The sequence below is a fragment of the Veillonella sp. KGMB01456 genome, assembly GCF_023051165.1.
GTDB lineage: Bacteria > Bacillota > Negativicutes > Veillonellales > Veillonellaceae > Veillonella_A.
The window spans coordinates 46,356-72,746 of record NZ_JALKIG010000005.1 but is presented as its reverse complement, the minus strand read 5'-3'; the positions used below and the strand labels follow the sequence as shown (position 1 = coordinate 72,746).

28 protein-coding genes are annotated in these 26,391 nt (G+C 43.1%); 21 read left to right on the top strand and 7 right to left on the bottom strand.

Going from position 1 to position 26,391, the window contains the following annotated elements; translation table 11 throughout:
* Positions 1-65 precede the first annotated feature (65 nt).
* From MXE28_RS02595 to nrdG, 6 genes are all read left to right on the top strand, one after another.
* Positions 66-605, top strand: coding sequence for a hypothetical protein (locus MXE28_RS02595; RefSeq protein WP_226974242.1), 540 nt, complete (start codon positions 66-68; stop codon positions 603-605).
* Between the two features lie 145 nt (positions 606-750).
* Complete coding sequence (locus tag MXE28_RS02590; RefSeq protein WP_021841003.1) at positions 751-1,275, top strand: biotin transporter BioY; 525 nt, start codon at positions 751-753, stop codon at positions 1,273-1,275.
* Between the two features lie 25 nt (positions 1,276-1,300).
* Positions 1,301-2,431 carry a thiolase family protein gene (locus MXE28_RS02585; RefSeq protein ID WP_021841004.1) on the top strand — a complete coding sequence of 377 codons (1,131 nt, stop codon included), beginning with the start codon at positions 1,301-1,303 and terminating at the stop codon, positions 2,429-2,431.
* Complete coding sequence (locus MXE28_RS02580) at positions 2,424-3,878, top strand: AMP-binding protein (RefSeq protein WP_247239774.1); 1,455 nt, start codon at positions 2,424-2,426, stop codon at positions 3,876-3,878. Before MXE28_RS02585 ends, MXE28_RS02580 begins: the two co-directional genes overlap by 8 nt.
* 201 nt (positions 3,879-4,079) lie before the next feature.
* Positions 4,080-6,230: an anaerobic ribonucleoside-triphosphate reductase gene (gene nrdD, locus MXE28_RS02575; protein ID WP_021841006.1), complete on the top strand. Its 2,151-nt coding sequence runs from the start codon at positions 4,080-4,082 to the stop codon at positions 6,228-6,230.
* A gap of 147 nt (positions 6,231-6,377) precedes the next feature.
* Positions 6,378-6,875, top strand: coding sequence for an anaerobic ribonucleoside-triphosphate reductase activating protein (gene nrdG / locus MXE28_RS02570; protein ID WP_021841007.1), 498 nt, complete (start codon positions 6,378-6,380; stop codon positions 6,873-6,875).
* Between the two features lie 194 nt (positions 6,876-7,069).
* Here nrdG and MXE28_RS02565 read toward each other — a convergent pair whose 3' ends face one another.
* The 3 genes from MXE28_RS02565 to MXE28_RS02555 form a co-directional block, all read right to left on the bottom strand.
* Positions 7,070-7,618 carry a gamma carbonic anhydrase family protein gene (locus MXE28_RS02565; RefSeq protein ID WP_021841437.1) on the bottom strand — a complete coding sequence of 183 codons (549 nt, stop codon included), beginning with the start codon at positions 7,616-7,618 and terminating at the stop codon, positions 7,070-7,072.
* An 83-nt stretch (positions 7,619-7,701) separates the two neighbouring features.
* Positions 7,702-8,643, bottom strand: a complete 942-nt coding sequence (locus MXE28_RS02560) for a nitronate monooxygenase (RefSeq protein ID WP_021841438.1) — start codon at positions 8,641-8,643, stop codon at positions 7,702-7,704.
* A 163-nt stretch (positions 8,644-8,806) separates the two neighbouring features.
* Entirely contained in the window at positions 8,807-9,343 is a 537-nt protein-coding gene (locus MXE28_RS02555; protein WP_021841439.1) for a hypothetical protein, read from the bottom strand.
* Positions 9,344-9,705: 362 nt separating this feature from the next.
* Between MXE28_RS02555 and MXE28_RS02550 the strand changes: the two genes are divergently transcribed.
* The 4 genes from MXE28_RS02550 (at position 9,706) to MXE28_RS02535 (ending at position 12,272) form a co-directional block, all read left to right on the top strand.
* Positions 9,706-9,840, top strand: coding sequence for a rubredoxin (locus MXE28_RS02550; protein WP_006554990.1), 135 nt, complete (start codon positions 9,706-9,708; stop codon positions 9,838-9,840).
* A 252-nt stretch (positions 9,841-10,092) separates the two neighbouring features.
* A complete protein-coding gene (locus MXE28_RS02545) occupies positions 10,093-10,611 on the top strand; it encodes a DUF177 domain-containing protein (RefSeq protein ID WP_006554989.1) in 519 nt (172 codons plus the stop codon).
* Positions 10,612-10,649: 38 nt separating this feature from the next.
* The gene (gene rpmF / locus MXE28_RS02540; protein ID WP_006554988.1) at positions 10,650-10,832 is read left to right on the top strand and encodes a 50S ribosomal protein L32; all 183 of its coding nucleotides are present in this window, start codon (positions 10,650-10,652) and stop codon (positions 10,830-10,832) included.
* Positions 10,833-11,135: 303 nt separating this feature from the next.
* Positions 11,136-12,272 carry an acyl-CoA dehydrogenase family protein gene (locus MXE28_RS02535; RefSeq protein ID WP_156704552.1) on the top strand — a complete coding sequence of 379 codons (1,137 nt, stop codon included), beginning with the start codon at positions 11,136-11,138 and terminating at the stop codon, positions 12,270-12,272.
* 118 nt (positions 12,273-12,390) lie between these two features.
* Here the strand turns inward: MXE28_RS02535 and MXE28_RS02530 are convergent, their stop codons facing one another.
* The 3 genes from MXE28_RS02530 to MXE28_RS02520 all read right to left on the bottom strand — a co-directional run bounded on the left by MXE28_RS02530 (position 12,391) and on the right by MXE28_RS02520 (position 14,971).
* On the bottom strand, positions 12,391-12,960 hold the full coding sequence (locus MXE28_RS02530) for a DNA glycosylase (RefSeq protein ID WP_156705599.1): 570 nt from the start codon (positions 12,958-12,960) through the stop codon (positions 12,391-12,393).
* 168 nt (positions 12,961-13,128) lie between these two features.
* Entirely contained in the window at positions 13,129-14,337 is a 1,209-nt protein-coding gene (locus MXE28_RS02525) for an alpha/beta hydrolase (RefSeq protein WP_021841442.1), read from the bottom strand.
* 103 nt (positions 14,338-14,440) lie between these two features.
* Positions 14,441-14,971 (bottom strand): phenolic acid decarboxylase, encoded by a 531-nt coding sequence (locus tag MXE28_RS02520; protein ID WP_226974238.1) that lies wholly within the window; start codon positions 14,969-14,971, stop codon positions 14,441-14,443.
* Between the two features lie 211 nt (positions 14,972-15,182).
* Between MXE28_RS02520 and MXE28_RS02515 the strand changes: the two genes are divergently transcribed.
* Entirely contained in the window at positions 15,183-15,734 is a 552-nt protein-coding gene (locus MXE28_RS02515; protein ID WP_021841444.1) for a PadR family transcriptional regulator, read from the top strand.
* A gap of 74 nt (positions 15,735-15,808) precedes the next feature.
* Here MXE28_RS02515 and MXE28_RS02510 read toward each other — a convergent pair whose 3' ends face one another.
* On the bottom strand, positions 15,809-17,488 hold the full coding sequence (locus MXE28_RS02510) for a DUF438 domain-containing protein (RefSeq protein WP_226974280.1): 1,680 nt from the start codon (positions 17,486-17,488) through the stop codon (positions 15,809-15,811).
* A gap of 279 nt (positions 17,489-17,767) precedes the next feature.
* On the opposite strand from MXE28_RS02510, the gene fapR reads away from it, so the two are divergent.
* From fapR to rnc, 10 genes are all read left to right on the top strand, one after another.
* A complete protein-coding gene (fapR, locus tag MXE28_RS02505) occupies positions 17,768-18,328 on the top strand; it encodes a transcription factor FapR (RefSeq protein WP_006554981.1) in 561 nt (186 codons plus the stop codon).
* A 3-nt stretch (positions 18,329-18,331) separates the two neighbouring features.
* Positions 18,332-19,360 carry a phosphate acyltransferase PlsX gene (plsX, locus tag MXE28_RS02500; protein ID WP_127058228.1) on the top strand — a complete coding sequence of 343 codons (1,029 nt, stop codon included), beginning with the start codon at positions 18,332-18,334 and terminating at the stop codon, positions 19,358-19,360.
* On the top strand, positions 19,344-20,339 hold the full coding sequence (locus MXE28_RS02495; RefSeq protein WP_021841447.1) for a beta-ketoacyl-ACP synthase III: 996 nt from the start codon (positions 19,344-19,346) through the stop codon (positions 20,337-20,339). Before plsX ends, MXE28_RS02495 begins: the two co-directional genes overlap by 17 nt.
* A 14-nt stretch (positions 20,340-20,353) precedes the next feature.
* Entirely contained in the window at positions 20,354-21,298 is a 945-nt protein-coding gene (fabK, locus tag MXE28_RS02490; RefSeq protein WP_006554978.1) for an enoyl-[acyl-carrier-protein] reductase FabK, read from the top strand.
* Positions 21,299-21,315: 17 nt separating this feature from the next.
* Complete coding sequence (gene fabD, locus MXE28_RS02485; RefSeq protein ID WP_021841448.1) at positions 21,316-22,257, top strand: ACP S-malonyltransferase; 942 nt, start codon at positions 21,316-21,318, stop codon at positions 22,255-22,257.
* Position 22,258: 1 nt separating this feature from the next.
* The gene (gene fabG / locus MXE28_RS02480; protein ID WP_021841449.1) at positions 22,259-23,002 is read left to right on the top strand and encodes a 3-oxoacyl-[acyl-carrier-protein] reductase; all 744 of its coding nucleotides are present in this window, start codon (positions 22,259-22,261) and stop codon (positions 23,000-23,002) included.
* Between the two features lie 42 nt (positions 23,003-23,044).
* Positions 23,045-23,281 (top strand): acyl carrier protein, encoded by a 237-nt coding sequence (locus MXE28_RS02475; protein WP_006554975.1) that lies wholly within the window; start codon positions 23,045-23,047, stop codon positions 23,279-23,281.
* Positions 23,282-23,350: 69 nt separating this feature from the next.
* Positions 23,351-24,307, top strand: coding sequence for a nitronate monooxygenase (locus MXE28_RS02470; RefSeq protein ID WP_247239765.1), 957 nt, complete (start codon positions 23,351-23,353; stop codon positions 24,305-24,307).
* Positions 24,308-24,345: 38 nt separating this feature from the next.
* A complete protein-coding gene (fabF, locus tag MXE28_RS02465; protein WP_021841451.1) occupies positions 24,346-25,590 on the top strand; it encodes a beta-ketoacyl-ACP synthase II in 1,245 nt (414 codons plus the stop codon).
* Positions 25,591-26,352, top strand: a complete 762-nt coding sequence (rnc, locus tag MXE28_RS02460) for a ribonuclease III (protein WP_021841452.1) — start codon at positions 25,591-25,593, stop codon at positions 26,350-26,352.
* Positions 26,353-26,391: the final 39 nt, after the last annotated feature.

Below are 26,391 nucleotides of genomic sequence, written 5' to 3'. Positions count from 1 at the left end.
TAGTTGACGAATAAGCATGAATTTAATATAATTTTAAGTAGATTTGCGAAAGAGGGGGCTCCAAAATGCGTGAGTTATTTAAGGCTATGATTGAAGCTGATAGAGAATTACCCCGTTCAATGGTGATTGCGCAATTAAAATGGCAACGTTTGGCAGAGCCGGCGGAGCACACCGAAGTTCGTCAGAACGGTGAGTGGTATGAAACTGAGCTGGTAAGAGGCAATGAAGCGCTTACGGTACTATTAAAAGTTTTAACGCCTGATTCAATTCCGGTGAAGCCGAAACCGGCGAAGGCGGATTATCAGATACCGACTGATGTTGTGCCTTGGCGAGCATTCAATCGATCTGAAATTTTAGAATTTGTGACGGATGTAGAAGATCATAACAGCATTCATCAGCAGGAAAATGCCATTGTGTCGGGCTGCCAGATTTTGGAGGCCATGGCGGCGTATTTAGCTGAAACTGTAGGGACGGATGTGACAGCTGTGAAGATTCGATTTCGTAGGCCTACCTTTGTAGATGAGACAATTGTTTTACAAAGATCAGGTCGCACCATCCAAGGTTTTACTGCGCATCGACCGGTGTTTACCTGCAGCTACAAGTAGGTTGCGTTTTCCTTACTTTGTGGTGTGGCTTCATTTTTTTTAAGAGTGTTATTTTTATTTGATGAGTAGCTTAACATTAAACTGTAGTTAAGCCAATACACTCATATTTTTGTGATTATTATTTTAGTTTGTGAGGTTGTTTATTATGTCAGATACTCGTAAATTGACCAAAATGGCGTTACTCGTAGCGTTGACCTGTGTGTCCGCTTATATTTCATTCCCAATTCCGTTTTCACCGGCCATGGTAACGGCTACCACTTTGGTATTATGCTTAATCGGATTTTTATTACCACCAAAGGAAGCCTTTATTACTATTTGTGTGTATTTATTATTGGGCATTATCGGGGTGCCGGTATTTTCCGGCGGTACCAGCGGTCTTGGTAAAATCCTAGGCCCTGCCGGCGGTTACTACATCAGTTATCCGATTGCCTATACTATTCTCAGTATGCTTAAAGGTAAAACGCCGTCTTTCTTCAGTTATTTTTGGCGTTCCGCCGTTATTACCATTCCGATTACGTATATTTTCGGTATGATTGGTGGCATGATTGTAACCAATATCGGACTTGAAGCAGCCATAGCGGGGTATGTGTTGCCGTTTATCCCCGGCGACCTTATTAAATGTGGCATTGCTGCTTGGTTAGGTATGAAAGCGGTTAAATTGAATATCTAAGAGACAATTTCTCGTTGGAGGCATTATGAAAACACAACAAACATTGTCTCCGGTGTACATAATGGGCGGCCTTAGGACGCCCATTGGTTCTTATAAGGGGCAATTTAAATCGATAAAACCAGAAATATTGGGGGCTCGTGTCTTAGATGCGTTGTATGAACAGTATCCTGACGTGGCTGAAATCATCTGTGGCAATGCGGTCGGCACCGGCGGTAACATTGGCCGGTTAACGGCCTTAAATTCTCGTTATGGTGAAAAAACACCGGCCTATACGGTAGATATGCAGTGCGCCTCGGCCGGTGCCGCAATTATTCAGGGCTTTCGCGCGATTCGTAGCGGCATGGCGGATTGCGTGCTGGCCGGCGGCACGGAGAGCAGCTCCTTACAACCCCTCAGGACCTATGCAGCGGGGGATGACAGAATAGGTGAATATATGGTGGCTCAGTTTTCACCACAGGAGAATGATGCGCAGGCTATGTTAAAAGGGGCACAACGAACCATCGAAAAGTATGATGTGAGCAAAGAAGAGTTGGATTATTGGAGCTTGCGGAGCCAACAAGCGGCCGGGCGAGCTCGTGATGAAGGCTTGTTAGCGCCCTATGTGTTAGACATGGGGCGAGACTATGTGGATGAAAGTGTGCGACCCGGACTGTCACAACGCTTATTGAATCGCATGAAGCCTGTTTTGGGACCGGGAACCTTGGTGACGGCCGGCAATGCTTGTTTTACTCATGACGGAGCGGCTTTTGTAGCCTTAAGTAATGAAGTAGGCCCTTTTAAGTTGGTCGACGCCATTACTTTTGGCGGTGATCCTTTATATAGTCCTGAAGGGGCGTGGCAGGCAACCGAACAGCTTCTAGCCAAAACGGGACTCACCATGGATGATATTGATGCGGTGGAATGGAATGAGGCCTTTGCGGTGATTGATGTGCTCTTTGAGCGCAATTATAAGGCCTATGTGGATCGTTACAACCAATTGGGCGGTGCGTTGGCCTATGGTCATCCATTCGGCTGCTCGGGAGCGATTATTTTGCTCCATTTGATGGCTGCCTTAGAGTACTGTAACGGTAGATATGGGATTTGTGCTATTGCCGGTGCCGGTGGTATGGGGACGGCCATGCTTATTGAACGAATGGAGGCTGTTTGTGATGCGTGAAAAAAATTTAACAACCTTCTCTCAGGCCGTTGAGTTGAATGACCCTAAAGTTGCTATGAAGGGTCTTTCCTTTTGGGAACGTCTCGATTATATGGCTCAGAATTATCCGAATAAGTTGGTTCTGGTTGTAGATGACGCAACGTACACCTATGAAATGCTGAATAAGGGGATTCGTGAAGTAGCCCGAGAATTGGCGAATACGGCGCAAATAGATATTTCGCAAGCAGACAGGGGGCAGGCGAATTCCGAGAAGTCTCATTCCAGGCAGGCGAATTCCGCGCAAGCTAACAATCGTATTGAGTATATCCGCTCTGATTCGGTATGGCAGCAATTCGTACAGTGGTTGGGAGCGATGAAAGCGAAACGCTTACCCATTCTATGTCATCCTGATTTAAGCGATGAACGTCTGGCACAGTTGCAAGCTAAATACGGTTTTACTATTGACCGTAGTGTCAATCCAAAAGCTGATTTCGGCGTGCTTACTTCGGGCACCACCGGTTTGCCTAAAATCTTATGGCGGCCGTTGGCCAGTTGGGTGGATTTTTTCGAAGCACAGAATAAAATCTTTAAAATCGACTTTGGTACGATTATTTTCCAACAAGGCAGTTTAAGTTTTACCGGCAATTTCAATACCCTTGTATCGGTTATCTATGAAGGGGGCACGGTGGTTACGTCGGCTCATATGTCGCCCCGTACTTGGCTGACATTGAGTGAGCAATATGAAGTGACTCATTGGTACTTATTGCCCACGAAATTGCGTCTGGTTACAGCGGTTTTACAGGATACGTTACAGTCCCTCAGAATGATTTTTACGGGATCACAAACGCTGGATGCTAAACTACTGCATAAGCTCAAAGCTAAACAACCGCATACGGAATTTATTCTTTATTACGGCGCCAGTGAACTAAATTATATTACCTATTGCTCCGGCGAAGAGTGGTTGGCAGAACCGAACACGGTGGGCTATCCGTTTCCGGGCGTTACCGTTACGGTAGGCGTTGACAGCTTTATCTATGTAGATACACCATATGGTATAGAAGGGTTAACTTTGCCTTTTACGGTGGAAGATACGGGTTACATTAGTGATAGCGGGCGATTGATTTTTACCGGGCGGAAGCAGGCTATGATTAATCGAGGCGGTTATAAGCTGTCTATTCCGTATTTAGAGAGCCGTTTATTAGCCATTGACGGCATAACGGCGGGGGCGGTTATCGGTGTGCCGGACGAACTTCGGGGGGAACAACCGGTGGCTTTTTTAGTTAAAAACAGTAACACCCCTATACAAGATATAGTAGGTGCCATATCAGAGCGTTTACTCACCAAAGAACGGCCGAAGGATATCATTTGGCTTGATGAGCTGCCTTTGACAGCCTGCTCGAAGGTTGATATTGTGCGTTTAAAGCAATTATACCTTCAAAGTGTTGTCAAGCATGAAAATAATATATAGTATAATATATTGAAATCAGATACAAGATGTTGTATAATAAGCAAGACGAAAGCAACTGGTGACTGTAAAGTACCGGTTGCTTCCATTTATAGGTAAGTACTGGGGTATTTAACTAGGTGGCCAAATGGTCATTGCTTATTTGTCAATATCTTTTTTTATTTACATACTATATTTAGTAGTAAGTGTTAGGGAGGCTTTACCGTGTTGGAGGTAATTAAACGTGATGGCCAGAAAGTGCCATTCGATAAAACAAAAATCGAAATAGCTATCGAAAAAGCCATGAATAGCAGTACCGGTTTATATGAAGAAGGATTGGCGGGGCGTATCGCTGACGAAATCGAAGAATACGCTCATAAGATCGGCAAAACATTGACAATTTATGCTATTGAAGACCAGGTATATTACAAATTGTTGGAATACCATAATCCGGCAACGGCACGTGCTTATGAAAACTACAAAGCCGTTCAGGCTTTTAAACGTAAAGAAAATACCACCGATAAAGATGTATTTGGCTTGTTGGATCGCAGCAACACAGCATTGATTGATGAAAACTCCAACAAGGATGCAGCCATTGTTTCCACACAGCGTGACCTTATTGCCGGTGAAGTAAGCAAGGACATTGCCCGTCGTAAATTAATTCCGGCGGATATCGTGCAGGCTCATGACAGCGGCGCTATTCACTTCCATGATATGGATTACATCATTCAGCCGATGTTCAACTGCTGTTTAATTAATTTGGAAGATATGCTCACCAACGGTACTGTTATTAACGGTAAGAAGATTGATACACCGAAGTCATTCCAGGTTGCTTGTACCGTAACGACGCAGATTATTGCGCAAGTTGCTTCCGGTCAGTACGGCGGTCAGAGTATTAACGGTATCGACCGTATTTTGGCGCCGTTTGTACGTAAATCGTATGATAAGATTTTAGCCAATGTTTTGGAAGAACAGGTTGAAATCTATGACATGAAACCGAATATGGAAAAAGCGAAAGAAATTGCTTGGAAACGTACGCGCAAAGAAGTTAAAGACGGTATTCAGACTATTCAATACCAGATTAATACATTGATGACGACGAACGGTCAGGCTCCGTTTGTAACTTTGTTTATGCATTTTGACCCAAACAGCGAATATGCTAAAGAAGCGGCACTCATCGATGAAGAAATTTTGAAACAGCGCATTATGGGCGTTAAAAACGAAGCGAATGTGTATATTACACCGGCGTTCCCTAAATTGATTTATGTGTTGGATGAACACAATATTCACCCCGACGCACCATATTATTATTTAACGGAATTGGCTGCTAAATGTACGGCTAAACGCATGTATCCTGACTATATTTCCGCCAAGAAAATGAAGGAAAATTACGAAGGTAATGTTTTCAGCCCAATGGGTTGCCGTGCGTTCTTGTCTCCTTGGAAAAACGAAAAGGGCGAGTATGTATTCGACGGTCGTTTCAACATGGGCGTAGTAAGTCTCAACTTGCCACAAATCGGTATTTTGGCACGTCATAGCGAAAAACGTTTCTTTGTAATTTTGGATAAACGTTTGAAATTGGTTGAAAAAGCCTTATTATTGCGTTATGAATTATTGAAGAACGTAACCAGTGATGTATCGCCGATTCATTGGCAGCACGGTGCGATTGCTCGTCTTAAAAAAGGCGAACCGATTGCTAAATTCCTTAAAGGCGGTTATGCTACGATTTCTATGGGTTACATCGGTATGTACGAAGCAACGAAGCTTATTACGGGCGAGTCCAATACCGGTGAAAAAGGCCGTGTATTTGCCATGAAAGTCATGGATCGTTTGAACGAAGCCATTGACACTTGGAAGAAACGTCATAACATGGGCTTTGCTTTATACGGTACACCGGCTGAAAGCCTTACCAATCGCTTCAGCTCTTTGGACCGCGCCCGTTTTGGTGAAATCGAAGATATTACTGATAAAGGTTATTACACAAATAGCTATCATGTAAACGTACGGGAAGAAATTAATGTATTTGATAAGTTTGCATTCGAATCGGAATTCCAGAAAAAGTCGACCGGCGGTTGCATTTCTTATGCGGAAATTCCGAATATGACCAACAATATTCCGGCCGTATTAACTATGATTAAATACATTTACGATAATATTTCCTATGCGGAATTTAATACAAAATCAGATTATTGTCATGTTTGCGGTTTTGACGGTGAAATTAAAGTCAACGATAACAATGATTGGGAATGCCCACGTTGTCATAACACGGACCGTGATAAATTGACAGTAATCCGCCGTACTTGCGGTTATTTAGGTGAAAACTTCTGGAATGAAGGACGTACTAAAGAAATTAAAGACCGAGTAATGCATATTTAACACTCAAAAACAGGTCATGATTTCATGACCTGTTTTTTGTTTAGATTATTTAATTTAGGTAAGAATATTTTATTTAGGTATATGAGAATGATTGTGCCGAAGTAACAATTATTTTTAAATTTGAGCAGGTAGAGGAGGCGAGCCGTAATGAATTATGGACAAATTCGCAAATTAGATATTGCCAACGGAAACGGTATCCGCACGTCTATTTTTGTTACCGGTTGCACACATAAATGTTTTAATTGTTTTAACGAAGAATACCAAAACCCACAGGCAGGGAAGCTTTGGACCGATAAGGAAACGGCAGAAGTACTTACTTACGTGAGCGATCCGAATGTATCGGGCCTTACCTTGCTCGGTGGCGAACCGTTTCAAAACGTGGACGGTTTGTTGCCGGTTGTGAAAAAGGTGCGTGAAACGGTGCCTGAAAAGGATATTTGGGCGTACTCCGGTTATACCTGGGATGAGCTCATCGCTTGCCCGGCTAAACGACAGTTATTGGAACAATGCGATATCTTAGTGGACGGCAAATTTGTGGATGCTTTACGCGACCCAAGCTTGCGGTTCCGCGGCTCGAAGAATCAACGTATTATTGATGTGAAAAAGAGCTTGGCTCAGGGCGAAGTTGTTATCGCCATGGACTAATGAAAAAGAGCTTGATTCAGGGCAAAGTTATTTGGTTATAGACGGATCAAACAAGCTGAAATATGAAATTGCATAGAACATATAATAAGAGGCTGACAGCAAATTGTTGTCAGCCTCTTTTGTGTGATGGGGAGCTAAACTTAGGGATAGCTCTTTAGTTTTTATTCTTTATTTGCGACAGTCATTTGTTCGTATTAAACGATTTTAGCGCCTTTTTTGTATTCTTCGCCGCCTGCATTAGGTAATAAACCGTAGCGTTCAGTCCAAAGGTTTTTATATTTCAATGCCTGGTTATGGATGCGTTCAACCTGAGATTCATCGGTACGAACTACTTTCGCCGGTACACCTACAACGAGGGAATACGGAGGAATCGTGGTGTTTTCCAACACAACCGCACCGGCAGCGATGATGGAACCGGTACCGATATGGCAACCGCTGAGAACGATGGCACCCATGCCAACGAGGACATTATCTTCCAAGGTGGAAGCGTGAACGATGGCACCGTGACCGATGGTTACGAAATCGCCGAGTACGCAAGCTTTATCGTCATCTACATGGAGTACAGAGTTGTCCTGTACATTGGTGTAGCGACCAACGATAATTTTATTTACGTCGCCGCGAGCAGCTACGTTTTGCCAGAGGGAGGCGTATTCTTTAAGCTCTACATCGCCGGCAATTTCAGCGCCCGGCATGAGGCAAGATTTAGGATCTAATTTTGGGTATTTTCCGTTAAAAGGTAACATAGTTAAAACTCCTTTACTAAATAATACATGGCCTCGGAACAATCAAAGGGGTCGTTGAGGCCATGGTAGGTCAATACTAAAGCTTAAGCAAAACGCTGTGCTTTTTTAATCGCTTCTTTTGCTTCGGCGATTACAGAATCAACGATTACTTTAGCCGGTTCAACTTTAGTCAAGCGATTTAAGCTTTGACCGCATTGTACGGCGCCATTTACGATGTCGCCTTCAACAGCCGCTTTGCGGTTAGTGCCGACGGACATAGCCGTTAATTCGTCTTTTGGAGCACAGCTGAATTCAGCTTCCAAGTATTTTTGCGTAAATTCATTTTTTAAAGAACGCACGCCGCCATGACCGCTGGTTAAACCGGTAACAGCAGAGTCCGTATCGGTTGCTTTGATGATGGCATCTTTACAGTTCTGATGCATCTGGCATTCTTCTGCCAAGATGAAGCGGGAGCCCATTTGCACGCCTTCGGCGCCCATAGTGAGGGCTGCAGCCAAGGCACGACCGTCAGCAATACCGCCGGCAATAACTACAGGGATATCTACTTCAGGCAATACGTTTTCCATGAGAGCCATGGTAGTCTGGGTACCGATATGACCGCCTGCTTCCTGGCCTTCAATGATGAGGGCATCAGCGCCGGCAGCAGCCACACGTTTAGCCAATTTAACGTTTGGTACAACCGGGATTACTTTGATACCGGCTTCATGCATCGGTTCGATGTAAGGAACCGGGTTGCCTGCCCCCAAAGTAACGAAAGCCGGTTTTTCTTCTTTAATAACGGCTACGATTTCGTCGATGTTCTTAGCCATTAACATGAGGTTAACACCGAACGGTTTGTCCGTCAAATTCTTAGCCGCACGGATTTCTTCACGTACCCAATCAGCTTCGCGACCGCCGGTAGCGATAACGCCGGTAGCGCCTGCGTTAGCTACGGCCGCTACTAAAATATGTTCAGACGTCCAAGCCATAGCGCCCTGGATAATCGGATATTCGATGCCTAAGAGTTCAGTCAATTTTGTTTTCATGTTCTACCTCCTGTAAAATGTAGATTGTTTATTATTATAAAAAATTGTGAATTTGTTTAATAAAAGAAGTAATTGAAAATCACTTTTATTTCCACTACTAATTATAAAGGAATTTAATGAAAAAGTCTATAAATAGAAATATTTCGATTGTTGTGTTGTTGGATTAAAAATAAATACTATAGACCTTTTTAAATGCACTTGATGCGGTATTGTATGCTGGACCAGCAAAAGACGATTTCATTACTCTAGGAGGATCATTGCTAGGTGGCAGTAATAGATTTCCGTTCAAATCATAAAAACCATTATCGGTGACCGTAAGACTAAGGCCATTATCTTTATCTTTTTCTTGAATTAGGATTTCGGTTAATTCATCCCTTATGTTGTATTTAGGCAAAGTGCTAGTATCTACATTATCCAGTATATAATTGACACTACGGTCATAGTTATAATTAGCAACAGTATTGATTTCTACTATTGCTTTGTTACTATAGGAAACGATATATATAGTATATTCTAATGTATAGTAAGGTGGTGAATAACGAAGTATTTTTATTGAGTCTTGGTTTAAATAATAGGTGTCATCGGATGTTTCGTCTGTTTTTAAGAATTGAGGCGAGTTTTGCAGTTCGGATAAGGAGATAGCGAAAGCTGAAGTAGCGAGAGACACCAGTAATAATGTTAAGAATAATATCCGTTTCATAGTTTTACTCCTTAATTGAAAATAAAATTGAGTATCTTTATATTTAATTATAGAATAAATCAAATGCTTTTTGTAGATGAAGTTGAATAAGAAATTAAAATGGATAAAAATATATTTTACTTAAAGAACGATGGCTAGTAAATTTATAGCAAAACGTTAAGATAAAACACCAAAAATAATAATAACAATATGCTACATTTTATTACGAGTTTTTCATGTCAAAAGTCTGACAATATAGATAGAATAAGGCTTAAAAAGGATTTAACAAATTTTGAAAAAAGATATTGAACATAATCGATATTTGTGATAGACTAAAGATGTAGATACAAGTGTCTATTCTAAAATGAAAGGAGGAACAAGTGATGGAAAAATACGTATGCGTAGTATGCGGTTGGGTTTATGACGAAGCCGTTGAAGGTGTAAAATTTGAAGATCAACCTGATGATTATGTTTGCCCAATCTGTGGCGTTGGTAAAGATCAATTCGAAAAAATGTAATTGATTGACATCTTAATCAGAAACTAAAAATATAGAAGCCTCCTTGCAAAAGGGGGCTTTTCTCTTCATTCTAAAATACACTTTTAAAGGCGTTGAGGGTCTCTTACGAGTGTATCTACGGTTATCTGTCTCCTTAAGCATAGATATTAAATCGGACGAGTATATTTTTATTAGAAAAATACGGCAAGAATGTAGATAACAATTTGACAAAGACATGTTAGATAGCTATAATATTATAGTCGAGGTAAAATTATGAAACTGCAAGTAGAGCAAGCAAAAGAACACATAGGAAAATCGTTTCCTTTTCAATTTACTGAACCGGCCACCGTGCTGGGGGATGTAACTGCTTTTCCTTGGAGCCGTCATGATATAACCATTAGTGGTGATTTTCGTTACGATGGACAGGATTTCATCGTAGAAGGAACCGTAACAACCAATGGTGATTACGAATGTACACGTTGCTTGACGGAAGTAGCGTATTCGCAGACTACACCATTCAATGAAACCTATGGCGTCCTTAAAGAATGGGACGATGTTGAGGAAGCCGAGGTTGTTCCTTTTGATGGTGAGACCATTGATTTAACGGATCTCATTCGGGATACATTAATCATCAATGAGCCATCTCAAGTGTTATGTCAGGATGATTGCAAAGGATTGTGCGTTCATTGCGGAGCAAATAAAAATGTTTCACCTTGTTCTTGTGAATCCTTTGTAGTGGATCCTCGATTGGCAGTGTTACGTACACTGCTCGATGAAAAAGATGATGATTAATTAAAAGTCCCAGTGATTATGTTAAGGAGGTGCAGATAATGGCAGTACCAAAGCGTAGATTGTCCAAATGTCGTCGCGACCGTCGTCGTGCGAACTGGAAATTAACTGTTCCAGGTTTTGTAGCTTGTCCGCAATGCCACGAACCTATGATGCCTCATCGGGTTTGCCCTACATGCGGTCATTATAAAGGAACTCAGGTTGTTAATAACATCGCTGAATAAGACCTGCTGAGCTAGTGAATAGCTCTTAATAAAGCGCGGTTATCCATCGGATAGCCGCGCTTTTGCTATGTCCGGATATTTGATTTGTGGACGATATAGTTTAATTGTGCTATAGTAGCAGTGAAATGTCTTATTAAAGGCATAGTATGTTAATTGTATTAGTGTTGATATAGACAGCAATATTTGGATGATAACCGTTAGATAAAACGGACTGAAATTAGTATTTTAATATATATGGCTGTCGGTATGAGCATTAGGCGCTACGAATAGGTTTTTAATAAGAAGAGGCATAAGGAGGTTACTATGCATCCGTTAACAGCGAATCAAAAAGCTTGGCAGGAAAAAGTAAATGAATTTTGTCGTGAATTTGTGGAACCTACCGTGATTGAACGGGATAAAGCGCAGATTTTCGATCGTCAATTGGTAGATAAGGTAATGGCTTTAGGCTTGCCTAAAATTGCTTGGTCTAAAGAGTATGGCGGCTTAGGCGAAGATTATATCAGCTATATGGTGGCTTTAAAAGAGCTCGCTAAATTTGATGATGGTCTTGCCATTACTCTGTCCGTTTGCATGGGGCTTTGTTGTGAGCCATTATTGCGATATGGTACTGATGAACAAAAAGAAAAATTTTTGAAACCCCTTGTTGCAGGCAGTATCTTGGGCGCCTTTGCATTGACTGAAAAAGAAGCAGGCACTGATGCATCGGGCGTACAGACTATGGCTGTAAAAGATGGTGATTTTTACATTTTAAACGGTGAAAAAATGTATATCACCAACTCCGGCGAAGCAGGCATGTATATCGTGTTTGCCAAAACCGATGCGGAAGCCGGTGCCAAAGGTATTTCGGCTTTTATCGTAACGCCTGATATGGAAGGGTTTACGGTAGAAAAACGAGATCCTATGATGGGCCTTCACACATCCACTTGTTCCGGTCTTACTTTTAAAGATGTAAAAGTTCCGGCAGCTAATTTGTTGGGGAATGAAGGGGAAGGCTATAAGATTGCTATGTATGCCCTTGACAGTAGTCGTATCGGCGTAGCTGCTCAGGCTACGGGCCTTGCGGAAGCTGCATTAGCTCATGCTATTGAGTATACGAAAGAACGCGTTCAGTTTGGTAAACCGCTCAGTAAATTCCAGAATACACAGTTTAAATTAGCCGATATGGCAATAAAAGTAGAAGCAGCTAATCTGATGCTTCACAATGCCGGCCAAGATAAAGCGGAAGGTAGACCGTATACAATTTCTGCTTCTATGGCTAAAAAGTTCTGCAGTGATATTGCCATGGAAGTGACTACGGCGGCAGTACAGCTTTTTGGCGGCTACGGTTTCTCTGAAGATTATCCGGTAGCCCGTTTAATGCGTAATGCCAAAGTTACCCAGATTTATGAAGGCACTAACGAAGCCCAGCAGATGGTTGTGGGCGGTTCTTTGTTGCGTTAGAAACGGGGCTTTGATTGCAATAATATAATGCTATTAAAAGAGAAACGAGCGGATTTTTCCGCTCGTTTTTTGTCGTTAACTGTTTATATTTTTTTAGTTATAATTCACACAAGGTGGGCTATTTCAACAATCCCATTTCATGGAAAAAAGCTTCATAGGCTGCCGCTTTTTTAGCAAGGCTTAACGGATAGGCGCGGGAGGTGGATGGCAAACGTGTTATGGTAACGGTTCTTGTCCCAAAGGTAACGGTAATGGTTTCACCGGTTTTAGGAAGTTTTGTTTTTTCAGGTAATAGGCTGAGTAAGACTTCCGTCGCTTTGCCGCCGGTGGTGCCGATATGTTTGCAATTCGGTAGTTTGCCTAAGACTTCTTCAATCGGCACCGGTTTTACTACTTTTAAGAAAGCATCCGACGCATTGCCGTGCTCGCGAATAGCTTGCCATACAGTAGGGCAGGAAGCGATACCTCTTTCGGCTAAAAATGCTTTGATTTTATCGGCATCGAAGGCTTTTTCTTCACCTTTACGGAAGTGGTCCGGATCATTAAAGAAAATCATGCCGTACACACGCCACATGTCGTTTTGAAAGTTTGGGTAATGGAATTGCATGGCCCGTTTATCGGCGGCCGGTGGAAAGGTACCCATCATCATAACCGTAGCATTGGAGGGTAATAATGGGGGAAAGGGCATGCTTTCCACAACCGGTGTTGCACTTGTTTCTGCAATAGTATTGGCAGTATTTTTATCTATGTTTTGATTGACTCTTTTGGCACACATAATAAAACAACTCCTTTTATGATGACTATCTATAGGCTTAGTATAGCACAGTACATAGAAGGAGTTGTTGCATTTAACACATTATTTAGTGTTTGATTGAGTTATTGGTTGCGCGTTTAATTTATCGACAATCCATTTGACCATAGTTTCGTTTACCAATTGACCTTGGTTACCGTGTGGTGCCTCGGAATTGGAAATGAATAAATTTTCCACACCATTTGAATTTAAAGCATCCCGTAAGCGATAGCTTTGGGCAATCGGTACCAATGTATCACGACCGCCGTGAGCAATGAACATTGGCGGGGTCTGTGGTGTTACCTGATAAACGGGACTACCGTTTAGAGCTAATTCAACATAATGCCAATCCGGAGATTGTGTGTTATGTGTTTCGTAAAGCTGTCGTAATACACCAACACCTTGGCCCGGTTTATTGAAGCCTAAAAGAATAGATTCATTGGCATCCGGAGCATCGTGAGTTTTGGCCGCTTTGGCAGTCGATTGTAGGGCCGGGTTCATTTCGGGCGCCATGGTCAACAAGTCCGTAGGGCCGTAATAATCGATGACAGCCGAAACGGCACTAGAGTATTCGGTGTTGCCGCCCACATTGCCTTCATAGGCAGGATTGTTATTGGTGGTAGCCAAAAGAAGCGCTAAATGAGCGCCCGCCGAGGTGCCGCTGATAGCAATGCGATTAGGATCGATGTTGTATTCTTTAGCGTGAGCGCGAATGAAGCGTACGGCACCTTTTACATCATAAATTTGATCCGGATAGGCGGCTTCGGAATTTAAGCGATAGTCTACTGAAACTAGGGCAATTCCGTGGCGAACTACTTCTTTGAAAACTTCCAAGGATGAACGGTTGTCATTAGCCATAAGTTGACCTGTAGCATCGCCGTAGGTATTCGGTGGCAGATTGCTCATCGAAGTAGGCGTATTGTTTACGGTGCTGTTTGCAGTATCATTAGCTGTCGGTTCCGCATAGGTTCCCGTAGCCCATCCGCCGCCATGTACAAAGACTAAAACAGGAACCGGTTCGGTTGTATTTTGCGGTTTGTATATATTTAATCGCAAGGCTTTGGTTTGATTGTTATATGTCGGTACGTTAGCGACTAAGATGTCCTGATAGGTGGGGGCAATATAGTCGTTTTGAGTACTGTTTGCTGTTGTTGTCATAGTTGGCACCGTATTGGCTGCATTGCTTGTAGCGGCCTTGTCATTAGTTAAAGGGAAGAGGATAAGCCCGGTCGTCAATAGTGAAACGGCCAAATAGGCTTTCAGTTGTAATTTCATAGTATCACCTTTTTTAGTAAATTACATATTATTTTTGAAAAGCCTCTAAAATATTTTACTTATATATTATAGGGGGATAGGGACTTAATTGCATCATACATGCTTATTTCTTAATGCGTTTATAGTCTTTATCAAAATAACGACCTTCACGAATATCGTCGGTCATGCCTTTATAAGGTGCTTCGGCAATGACTTCTTCATTATTTTGGCCGGCTTTTCTTATGTAAGTAATGGTAGCAAATTCAGGAACTAACAATTTAGGATATGTTTCGTATTTTTCACGGGATTCATGCATTAAGTCAATGTGTTCATTTTGATAGCAAACGGTGATTTCCGGATGATCTTCTACCCATTTAGGGAAGAAAATTGTGCCATGCATGATTTTTTCATTAGGCATAAAGTCGAGGGCTACATCGGTACCGGTAGGTTCGGTCCAGGTTACTTTGAAAACGCCGTCTGTTAATTTAACAATATTGGCTTCTTGATCGGTTACCCAACGGCCGGCTACCATGCCGCCGTGAATACGATAATCTACGGTGTGATCATTTTTGGCATACCATTCATATTCCCAGCCGTTATCATAAGTGTAAATAAAATGAGTGCCTAAAAAGTCGTCTAATTCTTTGAATTCCATAGTGATAACCTCCTACATATTAACATGTGATTAAGTGACTGATTGATGTTTTAATATTAAAATAACAACATGTAAATAAATACATGTTTATTTACACTTAGTATGTTATACTTAGTAATAGGAAAAGTCAAGCGATAAATATGGACTGACAGTTTAATCATTGGAAACTGTCATTTTGATACTAAAGAACTGTTGAAAGAGGTGAGTTGTCATGGCTCAAAAAAATACATTGCGCTATGTAATTTTAGGCTTATTGTCAAAAGAGCCTATGGCCGGTTACGATATAAAAAAAGCGTTTGAAGGGGAAATCGGAGATTTTTGGTACTCCAATCATAGTCAGATTTATCCCGAGCTTAATCGGATGGAACAGGAAGGGCTTATAAGCGGTCATGAAGCGATTGTAGGGAGTAAACTGACGAAGAAGAAGTATACCATTACCGATTCGGGTAACACCGTATTCGGTGAATGGCTGAATGAATCATTGAATGCATTGCCACCTACACGCGACGAATTCGCCATGAAAGTATATTTTATGGATTCCGCCGATCAGCCTTTATTGGTGACTTTATTTGAGGAAGAAATTGCGCGGCACGAAGAAAAATTAACCTATTTAGAATCTCGTTGGCAGATGTTGTTCGGGACGACAAATCCTAAAGAGCGATACTTTGGTCATTCATTGATTTTAGAGCGCGCTATTCGTCGTGAAAAAGATCATTTAACTTGGCTACATGAGGCTTATAATCGTTTACCCGGTAAAAAGTAAAATAAGGAGATTGCAATCCGTAACGGTTGCAATCTCCTTTTTTTTTATTAATAGAATTTTAAGTTAATACTATTTTAAGCCTGTTTTTCAATATATTGAGCAATGGCATTCATCAAATCGGCTTGGATCATGCCGGAACGATCGGCTGCTTTGGCGATGGTAGCTTTTTTAGCCATAATTTTGCCGAAAGCGGTGTTTAGCATAGCAAAATTGCTGTTAATTTCCGGCATATGTTGACGGAGACCAGGTACTTGATCGAAGAGGTCAAAAAGACGAGTGTCCCCAGTGATGGTAATGCCTTTGACAGTAATTTCGTCCCCCATAGTAGCTGAAGTTTCGCTGTTTTGATCCTTGTCAGCAAAATTTGTATCAGTCGTAGCGGTGTTAGCTGCAGCGGCCGTAGCGGTACTGCTTGTAATAGGTGTAGCGGCACTATCGGCAGCAGCGGTTTCTGATTCTTCTTTATTACCGTGAACTTCATCGTCCCAAGTTAAGAGGGTACGAGAGCCTTCAAGACTACGGATACGTGTGCAATCTTGCATCATTTCAAGAACCCCTTTGAAGTTACCCTTTTCATCGCGCACAGCGGTGTAAAGAATGTAGATGAACGCTTCCGGCTTATTAATCCAAAATTCAGCTTTATCTTGTTCGCCGGAGCGGAATTTTTCAATAATTTCTTCTACCAAATGAACGCTCTTTGCAGGATGGCAGTTGCGTACTTCACGGCCGATAACATTGGCACTGCGAGGGAAAATACGATGTTTCGTATCACTGTAGAATTTAACCAGTTCGTTTTCGTCCACATAGGAAAGGTCAACCGGCATGTGTTTAAAGAGTAGGTTGATGCGTTCAAGGGATAATTTTCCGGTAGCTACATCGAGTTCTGTTTCAGGGGATGGGGCTGTAGCTACATTGTATTTACCTAGTAAAGCAGCTAATTCGCTCATGAAGTTTTGTTCGTTGCCGTTTGAGAGTGAGGGCGCATCGTTGACGGTTCCGTTGGCGGTCACATTACCGTAGAATGGTGGCGGCGTAATGAGGGCAAAGCCGATTTCGTGGTCGCCGCGGCTCATGTGGCTGAATTCATCATCCTTCACCAGTTTATACGCCGTCGGTAAGAGGACTTCCTGTTCTTTGTCGGCCAAGTCACGGAAAGCATCGGTCATTTTGGGTTGGAGTTCTAAGAATTTTGTGGTGTCATCGGCTTGTAAGAGGCGACGGCTTTCGCTGATTAAATCACGCACTTTGTCGTCAAAGGTCCACATGATTTTGGTAGGGCGGTCAAAACCGTATTTTTCGAGAGCCGGGTAGAGCTGGTTTTGTTTGCGGGACAGATGGCGGGACCACTGTGCTAATTTATCGTAAATACCGAGCCATGGATTTTTAATAAAATGAGGTGCTTTTAATAAAGCGTCTACTTCATCCATAACCGCGAGGCCTGCTTGGATTTCTTGCATATATACCCAAAGCGGATGGTTTTCCGGGTAGGTATTTTCGGCACGAATAAGGATGCCGTCGAATAATTCGAGAAGTTCATCCATGCGGTGGGTGATTTCTTCGTCTGTGTAAGAACCTTTTAATTGTTGCTCACCGTAAGCAAATTCGTCCGGTGTGCAAGTGCCGATGTGATCTTTTAACAGGGCACGGGCTTCTTTTAAACTTAACTGACCACTTAAATAGCTGTCCTTGATTTCAATCATTTTTTCGAGGCGTTGGTTGTTGTTTAAGCCTAAGGCTGTTTTCATAGATGTCATAGTTCTTCTCCTTTTTTCGGTTGCACATTACTGCAATTAATAGTTAAAATATATATAGGGATACTTTGTTGTAATATATGGTCCCAACGGTTGAGTTATGATCATGTTTTTATTATAATGAAGTTGAAAATAGTTTTCAGTAGCTGAGGCTACATAATCGCCGTATTTTTGTTGAATTTTTGTTGAATTTTTAGGGCTCATAAATTTTACTTGCATAAATGGCCATTGTGACATATAATTGTAACGAAGTATTATTACTTGGTCATAAAAGGTGGTACCATGAGTCGGATAAAAAAACAAGAGCGACAACAGTTATTGCAACAAAAACTGAATACTACGCCCTTCGTTACTGACGAAGAGTTGGCCATCTATTTTAATGTCAGTGTGCCGACGATTCGTTTGGATCGATTGGAGTTAGGCATTCCTGAATTACGGGAGCGCATTAAATCCAGAGTAGACGGACTGACGCCAAGTGGCAATAATCACAGCCATATTGAAGTGGTTGGTGAGCTTATAGATCTCACCGCCGGTGAACAAGGTCTGAGTATATTGCGGACGACGGATGACATGACCGATTCCAGCGGCTATGTGGAGCCTCAGTATTTATATGCGCAGGCTGATTCATTAGCCAAGGCTGTGCTGGGCATCCCCGCTTCATTAGCCGGTGTCGGCAATATAAAGTATAAGAATCCTGTTAAAGCAGATTGTAATTTGGTGGCCAAAGCCTCTGTCATGCGACAACGAGGTGAGAAGTATTTTATTTGGGTCACAATCAAAGATAAAGTTAAGGAAGTCTTTCGGGCGAAATTCATAATGGAGCCCATTCAGAATAGGGTGTAAAATATGAAAATTGCATTAGATGCTATGGGTGGTGATTTTGCACCGTTTGAAATTGTGCGTGGTGCAATTGATGCGGTTAAAGCCTTCCCTAATATTGAAGTAGTTTTGGTGGGTGACGAAGCACGAATTTATGAAGTATTAAAAGAATTCGGGCAGGAAAAAAATCCGCAACTCATTATTCACCATGCCAGTGAAGTAATTGAAATGAATGAACATCCCGGCACAGCTGTGCGCAAGAAGAAAGACGCATCGGTCATTGTCGCTACGCGTTTAGTTAAACAAAAAGTATGCGATGCGGTCATTGCGCCGGGCAGTACCGGGGCAGCCGTAGCGGCAGCTTTGTTCGGCTTAGGACGTATCAAGGGGATTGACAGACCTATGATTGCCACGCCGATTCCTACACCACAGGGTGTTACCGTTATGCTTGATTCGGGTGCTAACGCGAATTGCAAGCCAAAACATATGGTGCAGGGGGCTATTATGGGCTCCGAATATGCACGACTTATGTTTGGCCATGAAAACCCTACCGTCGGTTTGTTGAATATCGGCGAAGAATCTACTAAGGGTAATGAATTGTGTTTAAGCAGCTATCCGTTGTTGGAACAACTTAAAACCATTAACTTTAAAGGTAATGTGGAAGGTCGTGACATTCCTAAAGGTACGGTTGATGTTGTTGTATGTGACGGCTTTACGGGCAATGTAGTTCTTAAGTTGGCAGAAGGCCTTGTAGGGGTCATGACGCAACTTGTTAAGGAAGGCATCAAGGATGGCGGTATATTAGCCAAACTGGGGGCATTCCTGATTTATCCGGTGTTCAAGAAGATTCGTAAACGCCTTGACCATACGGAAAACGGCGGCGCACCATTATTGGGCGTAAACGGCGTATTCATGATTTCGCATGGCAGTTCCAAGGCTAAAGAAATTTTGACAGCTATTAAAATTGCCGGCGATATAGTTGATCGTAAGATTATTGAAAACATTCAACACAGTATAGAAGAAGAAGGAGCTATCAAATATGACGATGTGGACTAAACCGGTAGGTATCATCGGTACCGGAAGTTTTGTACCGGATAATATCGTAACCAACGCTGATTTGGAAAAAATCGTAGACACGAATGACCAATGGATTCGTGAACGCACCGGCATTGAAGAGCGCCGCGTTGCTCCGGAAGGCATGAATGCTTCCGATATGGCAACGGAAGCGGCTAAACGTGCCTTGGACGCAGCCGGCTTGAAGGCGGAAGATATTGATTGTATCATTTTAGCAACTTTAACCGGTGATATGTCGGTTCCTTCCACAGCTTGTTTAGTACAAGCTAATTTAGGAGCTACTAATGCGGCCGCTTTTGATTTAGGCGCTGCTTGCTCCGGCTTTGTATATGGATTGATTACGGCCGGCAGTTATGTGAATAATAACTTCTTCAAAAATGTGCTTGTAATCGGTGTAGAAGTTATGTCCCGCGTGCTTAACTGGAAGGATCGCAGTACTTGTATCCTGTTCGGCGATGGCGCCGGCGCAGCAGTAGTGTCATCTGTACCTGAAGGCTATGGCATGTTGGGTATGGATATGGGTGCCAACGGTGCCAGCGGTATGGCAATTTGCATTCCATCCAGCGGTACGGCGATGGTGCCTAACGATAAACGTATCGAAGAAGGCTTGACCTATGTTCACATGGATGGCGCCGAAGTTTATAAATTCGCGGTTAAAATCATGGGACGCACCGTGCTTAACGCGTTAGAAAAAGCCGGTTTACAGTTAGAAGATTTAGATCGTTTCATTCCTCATCAAGCCAATACACGGATTATCGATTCCGCAGCACACCGGTTGAAAATGCCGGCAGAGAAAGTGTTTGTTAATTTGCCGAAATACGGCAATACATCGGCCGCTTCGGTAGCTATTGCTTTAGATGAAGCAGTGAGATCCGGCTTTGTTGAACGAGATCATACAGTCGCCTTTTCCGGCTTCGGAGCCGGATTAACTTGGGCCGGCTTGGTAATGAAATGGTACTAAGGAGGACAACCATCATGATTAAGACTGATATTTGCGATTTGTTAGGGATTGAGTATCCTATATTCCAAGGTGGTATGGCTTGGCTTGGTACCGCTGAACTTGCTGCGGCTGTGTCCGAAGGGGGCGGTCTCGGTATTATCGGTGCCGGACATATGCCACCGGACGTATTCCGTAATGAAATTCATAAATTAAAAGAACGTACCAATAAACCTTTCGGTTGTAACATCATGTTGATGTCGCCGTTTGTTAAAGAAGTTATGCAAGTTGTCTTGGAAGAACGCGTTCCGGTAATTACAACCGGTGCCGGTAATCCGAGTACATACGTGCCTGCATTAAAAGAAATCGGTACTAAAGTTATTCCTGTAGTAGCTTCCGTATTGCTCGCTAAACGTTTGTTGCGCGGCGGTATTGATGCGGTAGTTGCGGAAGGTACCGAATCGGGCGGTCACGTAGGGGAAATCACAACTATGTGCTTAATTCCTCAGATTGCTGACGCTGTAAACGTACCGGTTATCGCTGCCGGCGGTATTGCTGACGGTCGCGGTGCGGCTGCAGCCTTCGCTTTGGGCGCCAGTGCGGTACAAATGGGCACACGTTTTGTATTATCCGAAGAATGTATTGCTCATGCTAACTATAAAGAAGCCGTATTAAAGGCAAAAGACCGTTCCACCGTTATGACTGGTCTTACGACAGGTCATCCGGTTCGTATTTTAGAAAACTTATTATCCCATCAGTACCAGGAATTGGAATTCAGCGGTGCTCCTAAAGAAGAATTGGAAGCTTTGGGTGCCGGTGCACTTCGCAAAGCGGCTATTGAAGGGGACGTTAAAAACGGTTCCGTTATGATTGGGCAGATTTCCGGTATGTTACAGGATGTAAAACCTTGTGCTCAAATCATTCGCGATATTATGGCCGAAACCGAAACCGTAATCGGCGGCTTACAAAAGATCATTAAATAATACAGGAGGCGTTACTAGTGAAAACAGCATTTGTATTTCCTGGCCAAGGTTCTCAAAAAGTAGGTATGCTTCAAGATTTATATAATGCCTATGACATTGTAAAACAGCGTTTTGCTGAAGCTGATGAAGCATTGGGCTACTCCATTACGAAGCTTTGCTTTGAAGGTCCTGATACCGAATTGGTTAAAACGGCTAACACACAACCGGCTATTTTAACAGCCAGCGTTGCTTGTTATGAAGTATTGAAAGAAAAGGGCTTTACTCCTGATATCGTGGGCGGTCACAGCTTGGGCGAATACAGCGCTCTAGTGGCAGCCGGCGTACTTGATTTTAAAGATGCTGTTTACCTCGTTCATAAACGCGGTGAATTCATGCAGGATGCTGTTCCATTGGGTGAAGGTGCCATGGCGGCTATCTTGGCTTTACCTCGTGAAGAAGTAGTGGCGATTTGTGAAAAAATCGACAAAGAAGTCGGTTCCGTTCAGGCAGTAAACTTCAACTGCCCGGGTCAAATCGTAATTGCCGGTGCTACGGTTGCCGTAGAAAAAGCTGCTGAAGAAATGAAAGCAGCCGGCGCGAAACGTGCCGTTATGTTACCGGTAAGTGCTCCGTTCCACAGCCGTTTGATGGAACCGGCTGCGGCCCGTTTGAAAGACGAATTGGACAAAGTAACTGTTAACGATGCCAAGATTCCGGTAGTAGTTAACGTAACCGGTGAAATTTTGACCGATGCGAACGCTATTAAAGAATCCCTCGTTATCCAGGCGGCTCATCCTGTTCTTTGGGAAGATTGCGTAGCTACCATGATTAATTATGGCGTAGGCAACTTCGTAGAAGTAGGTCCGGGCAAAGTTTTGACCGGTTTTACCAAAAAAATTAACAAAGAAATGCAATTGGCTAATGTAGAAGATGTAGATTCCTTAGGGAAAACTATTGAATTTTTAGAAGGGGTTCGATAAAATGCAGTTAACAGATAAAGTTGCTTTAGTTACCGGTGCCTCTCGTGGTATTGGCCGTGCCATTGCTTTGTTAATGGCTAAACAGGGTGCCGACGTAGTAGTGAATTACAGCGGCAGCGAAGGGGCTGCGCAAGAAACCGTAGATGCTATTTTGGCTATGGGCCGCAAGGCTATCAAAATTAAAGCTAATGTAGGCAATGCCGAAGAAGTAGCGGCTATGGTTGACGAAGCGCACACAACTTTCGGTCGCATCGATATTTTAGTAAATAACGCCGGCATTACCCGTGACGGTTTGCTCATGCGTATGAAAGACAGCGATTGGGATGATGTTATCAACATCAACTTGAAAGGTGTTTATCTGATGACCAAAGCGGTTTCCAAAATTATGATGAAACAGCGCAGCGGTAAAATTGTTAATATGACATCGGTTGTAGGTGTGACCGGTAATGCAGGCCAGGCCAACTATAGTGCCTCAAAAGCCGGCGTAATCGGTTTTACTAAAACTTGTGCTAAAGAATTGGCATCCCGCGGTATTACCGTGAATGCGATTGCACCGGGTTTTATTCACACCGACATGACGGATGTTTTACCTGATAAAGTGAAAGACGCCATGGTTCACACGATTCCGTTGGGCCGTATGGCAGAGCCGGATGAAGTAGCTGCTGTAGCTGCTTTCCTAGTCAGTGATATGTCGAGTTATATTACGGGTCAAGTCATTAATGTTGACGGCGGCATGGTAATGTAGCTAATATATATAGAGCAAACAATGAAAGGAGGTGAAATCACAATGACCACGTTTGATAAAGTTAAAGCGATCGTTGTGGAACAGTTAGGCGTTGACGAAGCTGAAGTTAAGATTGATTCTACATTCATTGACGACTTAGGAGCTGACTCCTTAGACATCGTTGAATTGATCATGGCTTTCGAAGAAGAATTCAATGTTGAAATTCCTGATGATGTAGCTGAAAAAATTAAAACAGTGAAAGATACGGTAGAATACATCGATTCTATCAAAGAAGCGTAAGACTTACTTGTGCACCGGTAGGAGGCGGCAACGCCTCCTAGTCGGTATACGTAACAGGAGGAATTTATAGTGAAGCTCCCTGAACTTCGCATCGGAAATCTGGTAGCAAAGGTGCCAATCATTCAAGGCGGCATGGCAATCAGATTGTCTACGGCTCGTCTTGCAGCAGCTGTAGCTAATGAAGGTGGCATCGGTCTAATTGCGGCCTCCGGTATGCCATTTGATGAATTACGTTATGAAATTAAATTAGCTCGAAAATTATCACCTACGGGTATTATTGGTATAAATGCAATGGTAGCAGCTTCCGAGTTTGCTGGCCTAGTGCGAACGGCTATTGAAGAAGGTATTGACCTCGTTGTAGCCGGTGCAGGTTTTTCTCGTGATATGTTTGGTATGGGGAAAGAATCGGGTACTCCCATTGTTCCGATTGTGTCCTCCGGGAAATTGGCTCGTATTTCTGAAGGCTTGGGTGCGGCCGCTGTCATCGTTGAAGGCAGTGAAGCCGGTGGTCATTTAGGTACAAATCGCTCATCGCGTGAGATTGTACCGGAGGTGTTGAAGGCCGTTAAAAATATCCCGGTAATAGGAGCGGGTGGCGTTCTCGACGGGAAAGACATTGTCGAAATGATGAAATTAGGAGCAAACGGCGTACAAATGGGTAGTCGTTTTGCAGCTAGTGAAGAATGCAATGCATCGGATGAGCTTAAAAAAATGTACTTACGTGCTAAAGCGCCTGAAGATGTTGTATTGATAGAGAGTCCGGTAGGATTGCCGGGGCAGGCGATTCGTAACAAATTCGCTGCTTCTGTATTGGACGGTACTGTACAGCCACCAACTGAATGTGACCGTTGCTTAAAGCATTGTTCTCACAAATTTTGCTTGATTAAAGCCTTAGAACGGGCACAGCAAGGTGATGTGGAAACCGGTTTGGTATTCTCCGGCAATAATATGCGCAAAGTAGATGAGATTTTGCCGGTTAAGGAGATTTTCCGTCGTTTGTTAGCGGAAGTATCTCAGATTGATTAATGTATTTCAATGCATAGTTTACATGTGAGGTGAAATAATTGGAAAAACGTGTTGTTATTACCGGTTTAGGGGCTGTAACGCCTGTAGGTATCGGTAAAGATGCTTTTTATGAAGCTTTATTGGCGGGTAAATCCGGGATTGGCCCGATTACTCATTTTGATGCTTCTGAATATGCTACCCGCATTGCCGGTGAAGTTAAGGATTTTGATATTACGCAGTATGGTGTAGAGAAGAAAGAGTCTCGTCGTATGGACCGCTCCTCTCAATTTGCAATCGCCGCAGCAGTTCTTGCTTTACGCGATTCCAATCTCGATTTGGATAAAGAAGATCGCGACCGTTGCGGTACTGTAGTTGGTACCGGTATCGGTGGGATTGACTCCATCCACGATGTTTATGTTACATTATTCCAGAAAGGACCTAATCGTGTAAGTCCTTTTGCAGTACCTATGATGATTGCCAACATGGTATCCGGCCGTGTGTCCATCGAACTCGGTCTTCGTGGTCCGGCTATTACGGATATTACGGCTTGTGCATCCGGTACAAATTCCATTGGTGATGCATTCCGCATCGTAGCTCGCGGTGACGCAGACATTATGTTTGCCGGCGGTACTGAAGCAGCTGTATCTCCAGCAGCAGTGGCCGGTTTCGCAGCTATGAAAGCTATGTCTACCCGCAATGATGAACCTGAAAAAGCATCCCGTCCATTTGACGCCGATCGTGACGGTTTCGTTATGGGTGAAGGCGCCGGTATCGTTGTGCTTGAAGAATTAGAACATGCTAAAGCGCGTGGTGCTCATATCTACGCTGAAGTAATCGGTTACGGCAGCAATGGTGATGCTTACCACATTACAGCTCCGGCTCCGGGCGGTTTACAAGCTCGTAAATGTATGGAATTGGCCATTAAAGATGCAGGCATCGATCCTAGTGAAATTAACTACATCAATGCTCATGGTACTTCCACAGGTCTTAACGACAAAAACGAAACTATGGCTATTAAGGAATTATTCGGTGACCATGCTAAATCCTTGGCAGTTAACTCGACTAAATCCATGACAGGCCATTTATTGGGCGCAGCCGGTGCTATTGAAGCCATCGTTATGGCTATGGCGATTGAAACCGGTAAAATTCACCCAACCATCAACTTGACTAATCCGGATCCTGAACTCGATTTGGACTATGTTAAAGAAGGGGCTCGTGAATTGAAAGTGAATTGCGCATTATCCAATTCCTTCGGTTTTGGCGGTCATAATGCAACATTACTCGTTCGTCGTTACGAGGACTAATTGAAGGGCCGTAAGACTCATAAGACAATCTCGCACCAAGCTCGCGAAGCAGCGCTTCGAGAGCTTGTGGCGCGTTTGCGTATCCCTTTGACAGATATAAATTTGCTCGACAGAGCGTTTACGCATACGTCTTATGCAAATGAAAATAGAGCAGCTCGCGTTAAGCACAACGAACGTCTGGAATTTCTGGGCGATGCCGTTTTGGACTTAATCATCGGTGAGTATCTGTTTAAAACATATCCTCAAATGACTGAGGGTGAACTGACAAAAATAAAGGCAGCCACTGTTTGCGAAACCTCGTTGGCCACATGTAGTTCCAAATTACATTTTGGTAATTATTTATTGCTTGGGCGAGGCGAAGCGACTTCGGGCGGTCGGGAACGGGCGTCGATTTTAGCGGACACCTTTGAAGCCGTTATCGGTGCTTTATATGTAAATACTTCCTATGAAGTAACGGCACAGTTCGTATTGAGTCATTTGCAAGGATATTTGGAAAAAGCGAAAGACGGTAAGCTCGGCAAGGATTATAAGACTATGTTGCAAGAATATGTGCAGCAGGAAGGCGAGAAACAAATCGTCTATACCTTGCTCAGTGAATCGGGACCCGACCATGATAAGATTTTCTGCATGGAAGTGCGGATTGAAGGCAAGGCCTATGGTTCCGGTACCGGTAAAAGTAAAAAAGAAGCTGAACAAAATGCGGCTCAAGTTACACTTGATTATTTAATCGGCAAAAATGCTTGTCGATTGACGCAGGATTAATTCAGGTATATGGTAAATAGAGGAGCGGCTAATCCGCTC

Bases quoted from the DNA above. Each gene is read 5' to 3' on its own strand.
- MXE28_RS02555 (WP_021841439.1), bottom strand. From the start codon at position 9,343: ATGAAACGGATATTATTCTTAACATTATTACTGGTGTCTCTCGCTACT.
- MXE28_RS02475 (WP_006554975.1), top strand. From the start codon at position 23,045: ATGACCACGTTTGATAAAGTTAAAGCGATCGTTGTGGAACAGTTAGGC.
- MXE28_RS02550 (WP_006554990.1), top strand. From the start codon at position 9,706: ATGGAAAAATACGTATGCGTAGTATGCGGTTGGGTTTATGACGAAGCC.
- MXE28_RS02525 (WP_021841442.1), bottom strand. From the start codon at position 14,337: ATGAAATTACAACTGAAAGCCTATTTGGCCGTTTCACTATTGACGACC.
- MXE28_RS02590 (WP_021841003.1), top strand. From the start codon at position 751: ATGTCAGATACTCGTAAATTGACCAAAATGGCGTTACTCGTAGCGTTG.
- MXE28_RS02565 (WP_021841437.1), bottom strand. From the start codon at position 7,618: ATGTTACCTTTTAACGGAAAATACCCAAAATTAGATCCTAAATCTTGC.
- rpmF (WP_006554988.1), top strand. From the start codon at position 10,650: ATGGCAGTACCAAAGCGTAGATTGTCCAAATGTCGTCGCGACCGTCGT.
- fabK (WP_006554978.1), top strand. From the start codon at position 20,354: ATGATTAAGACTGATATTTGCGATTTGTTAGGGATTGAGTATCCTATA.
- MXE28_RS02585 (WP_021841004.1), top strand. From the start codon at position 1,301: ATGAAAACACAACAAACATTGTCTCCGGTGTACATAATGGGCGGCCTT.
- MXE28_RS02535 (WP_156704552.1), top strand. From the start codon at position 11,136: ATGCATCCGTTAACAGCGAATCAAAAAGCTTGGCAGGAAAAAGTAAAT.
- MXE28_RS02520 (WP_226974238.1), bottom strand. From the start codon at position 14,971: ATGGAATTCAAAGAATTAGACGACTTTTTAGGCACTCATTTTATTTAC.
- MXE28_RS02560 (WP_021841438.1), bottom strand. From the start codon at position 8,643: ATGAAAACAAAATTGACTGAACTCTTAGGCATCGAATATCCGATTATC.
- MXE28_RS02530 (WP_156705599.1), bottom strand. From the start codon at position 12,960: ATGCCCTTTCCCCCATTATTACCCTCCAATGCTACGGTTATGATGATG.
- MXE28_RS02515 (WP_021841444.1), top strand. From the start codon at position 15,183: ATGGCTCAAAAAAATACATTGCGCTATGTAATTTTAGGCTTATTGTCA.
- plsX (WP_127058228.1), top strand. From the start codon at position 18,332: ATGAAAATTGCATTAGATGCTATGGGTGGTGATTTTGCACCGTTTGAA.
- MXE28_RS02495 (WP_021841447.1), top strand. From the start codon at position 19,344: ATGACGATGTGGACTAAACCGGTAGGTATCATCGGTACCGGAAGTTTT.
- MXE28_RS02580 (WP_247239774.1), top strand. From the start codon at position 2,424: ATGCGTGAAAAAAATTTAACAACCTTCTCTCAGGCCGTTGAGTTGAAT.
- MXE28_RS02510 (WP_226974280.1), bottom strand. From the start codon at position 17,488: ATGACATCTATGAAAACAGCCTTAGGCTTAAACAACAACCAACGCCTC.
- MXE28_RS02595 (WP_226974242.1), top strand. From the start codon at position 66: ATGCGTGAGTTATTTAAGGCTATGATTGAAGCTGATAGAGAATTACCC.
- nrdG (WP_021841007.1), top strand. From the start codon at position 6,378: ATGAATTATGGACAAATTCGCAAATTAGATATTGCCAACGGAAACGGT.
- fabG (WP_021841449.1), top strand. From the start codon at position 22,259: ATGCAGTTAACAGATAAAGTTGCTTTAGTTACCGGTGCCTCTCGTGGT.
- MXE28_RS02545 (WP_006554989.1), top strand. From the start codon at position 10,093: ATGAAACTGCAAGTAGAGCAAGCAAAAGAACACATAGGAAAATCGTTT.
- fapR (WP_006554981.1), top strand. From the start codon at position 17,768: ATGAGTCGGATAAAAAAACAAGAGCGACAACAGTTATTGCAACAAAAA.